This is a genomic window from Acinetobacter sp. CIP 102529, assembly GCF_000368325.1.
GTDB lineage: Bacteria > Pseudomonadota > Gammaproteobacteria > Pseudomonadales > Moraxellaceae > Acinetobacter > Acinetobacter parvus.
Genome location: NZ_KB849355.1, coordinates 276,021 through 282,251, shown reverse-complemented (window position 1 = coordinate 282,251; position 6,231 = coordinate 276,021). Strand labels below are relative to the sequence as shown.

General features: G+C 39.4%; 6 protein-coding genes and 2 pseudogenes. 2 read left to right on the top strand and 6 right to left on the bottom strand.

Annotated elements, in window-relative coordinates:
- Positions 1 to 116: pseudogene (locus F972_RS15820) on the top strand (IS701 family transposase); the annotation flags it as partial.
- Positions 117 to 200: 84 nt separating this feature from the next.
- A complete protein-coding gene (locus tag F972_RS06420) occupies positions 201 to 470 on the top strand; it encodes a hypothetical protein (protein WP_228127139.1) in 270 nt (89 codons plus the stop codon).
- 307 nt (positions 471 to 777) lie between these two features.
- Here the strand turns inward: F972_RS06420 and gorA are convergent, their stop codons facing one another.
- The 6 genes and pseudogenes from gorA to F972_RS06390 form a co-directional block, all read right to left on the bottom strand.
- Positions 778 to 2,130 (bottom strand): glutathione-disulfide reductase, encoded by a 1,353-nt coding sequence (gene gorA, locus F972_RS06415; protein ID WP_004680810.1) that lies wholly within the window; start codon positions 2,128 to 2,130, stop codon positions 778 to 780.
- A 60-nt stretch (positions 2,131 to 2,190) separates the two neighbouring features.
- Positions 2,191 to 2,666: pseudogene (locus tag F972_RS14760) on the bottom strand (IS30 family transposase); the annotation flags it as partial.
- Positions 2,667 to 2,722: 56 nt separating this feature from the next.
- Positions 2,723 to 3,640, bottom strand: a complete 918-nt coding sequence (locus tag F972_RS06405; RefSeq protein ID WP_004769312.1) for a hypothetical protein — start codon at positions 3,638 to 3,640, stop codon at positions 2,723 to 2,725.
- Positions 3,641 to 3,658: 18 nt separating this feature from the next.
- A complete protein-coding gene (locus tag F972_RS06400; RefSeq protein ID WP_004760033.1) occupies positions 3,659 to 4,798 on the bottom strand; it encodes a toxic anion resistance protein in 1,140 nt (379 codons plus the stop codon).
- A 12-nt stretch (positions 4,799 to 4,810) separates the two neighbouring features.
- Complete coding sequence (locus tag F972_RS06395; RefSeq protein ID WP_004769310.1) at positions 4,811 to 5,587, bottom strand: hypothetical protein; 777 nt, start codon at positions 5,585 to 5,587, stop codon at positions 4,811 to 4,813.
- Between the two features lie 123 nt (positions 5,588 to 5,710).
- The gene (locus F972_RS06390) at positions 5,711 to 6,127 is read right to left on the bottom strand and encodes a PaaI family thioesterase (protein ID WP_004769308.1); all 417 of its coding nucleotides are present in this window, start codon (positions 6,125 to 6,127) and stop codon (positions 5,711 to 5,713) included.
- Positions 6,128 to 6,231 lie beyond the last annotated feature (104 nt).

Here is a 6,231-nt window from a genome sequence, read left to right as displayed (position 1 = left end):
TCTTTGAAAATGTATATCATTGGCAGAAGAAATTATTTAGACCAATGATCAAAAACTTCATTGATGACTTTATTCTCGATAAAAATCATCTGCTACCACAGAGAGTCTATAAATAACAGTGCGTAAGTCCTAAATTTTATGATTGTATTAAACCCACAATCAAAACTAAATGGATGTCTCCTCATCTAACGTTTCATTATGTGCAACCCTCTGAATATGCAAAAGATCATCAAGATTATGAAGTTCACGATTCATTTATCGTACATGGTTCAAATAGGTATGTAAAAGAAGTTGCAGAAATTTGCGAAACTCATCAAACCTATGAAGCTGATCCTGAAATTGAAAGTAAGTTTTTAGAATTTCGAAAACGAGAACAAAAAGGTTTCCCTGAACAAATATTTTTTGATCTCATGCATATGAGATACAACCCCAAAGCTCATCTCCTTTTTATTAAGATGCATGATAACTAATTTATTTATCACTGGGCACAGCGCAGTCTGTGAAATTTAGATACTCAAGACTTTAGGGCATGTTCTCATCTCACTGAATGAAGCAAATTAGCCTACATTTTGTTTGATAAAACAGCAACTTGGTCGTTAAACATTCCATCTGAAGCATGTAAATAGTCATTTTTTGAGCTATTTTATCACATGAGGACAGCCCCTAAATTGAATGGGTATTTTAATCATTTTACGATCACTAAAAGCAAGACAAATGCTTAAATTCAGTTTAATTTAAGATCTAATCGTAAATTAAACTGAGATTAGGCAGCTATCATTATCTCATCGTCACAAACTCTTCCGCAGAAGTTGGATGAATGGCAACGGTATTATCAAAATCTTTCTTGGTTGCGCCCATTTTCAATGCGACTGCAAAGCCTTGTAATATTTCATCCATACCAAAACCAATTCCATGAATACCGACAATTTTTTCCTGTTCTCCCACACAAACCAGTTTCATTTTAGTAAGCTGTCTATGTTGTGTAACCGCACTAAACATTGCCGTAAATGTTGATTGATATACTTTTACAGCTTGCCTGCCATATTTTTCAATCGCCTGTGCTTCAGTCATTCCAACTGTTCCAATCGGTGGATGGCTAAACACCACGGTCGGAATATTGTCATAATCCAAATATTCATCAAGTTTATGATTAAACAATCGCTCAGACAGTTTTCTGCCTGCCGCCACAGCCACAGGTGTTAATTCCATTTTGCCAGTAATATCACCCACTGCATAGATTCCTACCTGTGATGTATTCTGAAATTGATCAACTTGAATATAACCTCGTTCATCAAGCTGAACATTTGCCTTATCCAGATTCAAACTTGCAGTGTTCGGCTCTCGTCCTATTGCCCAGATTAAACAATCTACTGTATGACTTTCACCATTTTCCAAATGCAACATCACCGAACCATCAGCCTTCTTTGTCACCTTTTTAGGCGTAGCCTGCGTATGTACCTTGATACCATCCGTTTGCATCGCCTCAACTAAAGTTTCACTGATGAACTGCTCAAAACGACGTACAGGCAAATCCTTACGGATAAACAGCCCAACCTGAGAGCCTAAAGCATTCAATACGCCAGCCAACTCAACGGCAATATAACCAGAACCAACCACAGCGACTGTCTTAGGTAAGTCCGATAATTCAAAGAAACCATTCGAATCGATACCATATTCTGCCCCCTCTATCTTGGGTAACGATGGCTGCGTTCCAGTGGCAATCAGAATGTGATCTGCGGTTAATTGCTCATCATTCACCTCAATAGTATGTGAATCAATAAAAGTTGCAGTTCCATGAATGAGATCCACTTGATTATTACTTAGGCTATTTTGATAGGAGTGGTGAATTCGTTCTATATAAGCCTGTCGATTGCGGACTAACTTTTGCCAGTCAAATGAATCCAACCTGCTATCAAAACCATAGTCTGGGCCATATTTGTGAATGGTTTCCGCAACTTGGGCCGCGTACCACATCACCTTTTTAGGGACACAACCTGCATTGACACAGGTTCCGCCAATCTCACCCTTTTCAATTAAGGCACATGTCTTCCCATATATGGCGGCACGATTAACAGATGCTATCCCACCACTTCCACCACCAATCGCAATATAATCATAATGTCTTGTCATCATTGCCTCATAATATCAACTGCATGTGATTTATAGTTTTCTCTTCTATAGATGGCGAATTCAAACATAAGGTGAGACAGTTTTAAAAGCCTTATGATAATCAACAAACTGAGCAAATTTCCTAATGGTGTGAGCCAATCTAACGCTTTTCTAGGACGAGTATTCAGTGACATGGCAACTTGATTTAAATAATGCTGATCTGCCTGATTTAAATCAATCCCTTTAGGTAAATATTGCCTAATTAAACCATTCATATTTTCGCATGTGCCTTTTTGCCAGGGTGAATGTGGGTCACAGAAATATACATCTATGCCTAAATCTTCTTCAAGTATTTTATGTTCTGCCATCTCGCGTCCACGGTCATAGGTCAACGTTTTACGCAGTTCTGCAGGTAAATATTTCAGAGCTTCAGTTAAAGCCTTGCGCACTGATTCTGCCTTTGCATCAGGTAATGTTGCCAAGATACAGAGCCGTGTATTTCGTTCAATAAGTGTTGCTATCGAACTTTTATTGTCTTTACCTTTAATTAAATCAGCATTATTCTAGATAGACGTTAAGTAGATTCAACTTAAAATCTTGTTATAAAGCGAATCTATAAATCATCAAGCTTTTGTGTAATTCGAACGCGGCGATTTTTTAGGTGCTTGGCGAGGATATATAGAATTGCACTTAAAGCGGCAACCAAGAAGATCATCCCCCACAGAACCACATTTACGATTTGTGAAACACGCTCTGCCTGTTGCGCACGTAAATCCAGTGGTTGTGTCAAAGCGGTGATGCTTTTGCCATAAAGTTGCTGCTGCATGACCCATAACTGCTCAGGTTTAAAATCATATTCTTTAAACTGAACTGGGTTATTCTTCTCAGCGAAAATCAATTGATTCACATAGACCTTGGCAGTTTTACGATCAACAGGCTGATGTAATAAAGCCACTTGTGCCAACACATAGGCTTTTTCAGTCGATGAAATGTTTGCCTGCTTTAGGTCCTGCGCAATCTGGCTTTCAACGATATTGTTCTCATAGCTCATCCATTGTTGATACGCCTGCTTGGTTTCATCTTTCCAGTCGTATTGGATGTAACTCAGACCAGACCAAAGCAAGATAAACGAAATCACCCATGCCAGAATACGCTGTGTCCATGCTTGGAAACGTTGCTGAAAAAACTTAAATTTCTTCATCCAACTGACTAGTAAAAATGCCCCAATAAACGAAACCAAAATTTTTAGAAACAACCAACCAAACCATGATAATAAATTAAAAAAATAGTCGACTGGTTGTTTAAATGGCACCAATTCTTGAACATGATAAGGCAAATCCAGTGCCTGAACATGCACGGAAAGATCAAAGAAACGATAGATAAACTCTTTTTGCAAAAACAGGGATGCAATGATGACAACCCCGAATGTGCTGGTCAGAAAAAACCAGATCATCAGGTGACGTTGGCGTTTCTTTAAAATATCTAAACGCTGATCAATCGGCTGTACACTCAAATCGTCTATGGGTGACAATGATCTTTCCTCTTAAAATTACTCATTCAGTTTTTTCGGGGGATTCTGCCCGCTATTTTCAAGAACCAAATGATTCAAACTATCCTGTAATGCACGCAAACGTGTGGTTGCTTCAGCACGTTTCTGCATCCCTTCTTTCTGGATTTGAATCACGTCGTTTACTGTTTTAATGAGGGTATTTTGTACATGTTCAAGGGTTTCCACATCAATCACTGAACGTTGATTCGCTTTAGCGGTATCGACTGAGTTCTGATGCAATAGTTCAGCATTACGGCGCAGTAATTCATTGGTAGTATCATCAATGGCCTTGGCAAGTTGTACACTATTCTTCTGCTCCTGCAATGAAATTGCCAAACTAATCTGGTTTTTCCATGCAGGCAAGGTAATGTTTTTAATCGCATAGAACTTATCCACCAACATTAGGTTATTTGACTGGATAATCCGAATCATCGGCAAAGTTTGCATCGCAGATTGCTGTAGAACCTGTAAATCACTGACTCTTTTCTCAAGGTTATTGGCCAGGTGATTCAGGTCATAAATCTGCTGTGTGGTTTGCTGATCCTGTTCTTGCGTACTTAAGCTTGAAATTTGTTGCTGGATGTCCTGCTGTTTCAACTGCCCCGCAGCAATATAAACACCAAGTTGTTTATATTCATCCTGAACAGCATCAAACATCTTGTCGAGTGTTCCCACCCGCGCCTTAAGACCCGATTGCGAGCTTTCAATCTCTTTCACCAAAACATCAATCTGCTCTTTGGTGGTATTAAAATGCTGGTCAAAACTTTGCTTGGCATTCTTAAACCTGCTCAACAAACCACCAAAAAAGCCTGAGCTTTTTGACTTGTTTAAAATACTGGAAGTATTGAGTTGCTGCGCGACCTGAACCACTTCATTGAGCTTTTGGCCTGTTGTATCAAGGTCTTTGTTTTGAACCAAACCCAACAACTCATCTGTATAGGTTGATGTTTTATTGGCAATGTTTTTACCGTATTCGGCCACCACAGTGGTACTGATGTCTGCAAGTTCTTTATGCGCATCCATAACCTCGGCAAAGTCCTGTGGCTGCAAGCCTAACTCTTTTAGGTTAAGTTGTTCAAAACGCTGCTCCTGCCTCATTGCAAGTTCGCTGGATGATTTTATAAGTTCTGAATCTGACATGATATTCCCCTCTTATTTCTGTAATGATTTTTTCAGATTTTGGATTAAATCTTCTCGGCTTTTGTCCAACTGCTCAATGGTCTTTGATGAGTTAGACTCACGACTTTGCTCTAGATGATAACGCCACGCTGGAATCAACACCTGCTGCGCCTCTTTAAAACGGTCTAAAAGGCTAAAAGATAAATGCTGTGACAATTGCATCTGTTTCATTGCAATGTCATTGCTGGTCTGTAAAGTTTGTAATGTATTGATCTTTTTAGATAGACGCTCAACGAAATGATCAAGTACCTGCTGTTTACTAAACTGGGGATATTCTTTTAAAAACTCATCAGCAGCCTGTATATACGCCGCCATCTGTTCCCTTAAACCCAGAGCCTGCTGCAAACGTGACTGCGATTTCTGAATCTCAACCTTTAGCTTTTGGCTTAAGTGGTTTGCCTCACTGATTAAACGATCCAGGTCTTTGACATATTTGACCTGTCCAGCATCATATTCAACGTCAATCCCCAGCCATTTTTGCAGTGCATTAAATTTTCGCCCGCCCACATAATTTTTTGAGCGTGACAGTTGCTGAACAATCTGGGTAATCACTTCACTGAGCTGCTGGTTTAACTTCGGATCGACACCATTCAACAGGACACTTTGCGCCTGCACCAAATGATCTGCATAATGATTTAAACGATGGGGATCAGTGATTAAAGGCAATAAATCATTACGCTTAATCGCCAGAACATGTTCTTGATTCAGTTCAAGTTGTGATAAAGGGGTTAAGTCGAGCGGTATAGTCATAGAAGTAAAAAATAGTAAGAACAAATAAATTTGATCGCTATTAGTTGTAGCATGTTCTTACTATTTCGCATACTTAAATGTTGTTATGATTTTTAAGCATTTCATTTTATCATTTTTAAAAACTTATGATTTTTGCGGAAGCGCATAGGTCCCAATCACATGCGCCACTGGTTCCTCATCACCTACAGAATATAACCACACTTCCCCTGTCACTAGGGTTCTGCCAACTTTAATCAACTTACAGACTGCCCTGATATCCCGTGTTCCATCTGGCTTACGAAAGAAATTGATATTCATGTTGGTGGTGACCGCCATTTTAATCAATCCCAAATGTCCAATAATTGCCACATACAGGACAAAGTCTGCCACCAGCATTAGGGTTGGCCCAGACACAGTCTGACCAGGACGCAGGTCATCCTGATCCACGCGATACAACAATTGCGCACCTTTAGGGGTAATCTGTTCAATCGTGTTCTTTCTAAGTGCCTGTGAAAATTCCTGAGCCAGAAACTCAATGATTTCCTGTTTATTCGCTGCCATATCTCTCAAAACCTATAATGTTACAACCTATCATCCATTTCAGTTTATACTCAAGAAACAGGAAGCAACCTACTTCTCTTGAACAAAAACAAGGATCATCAATT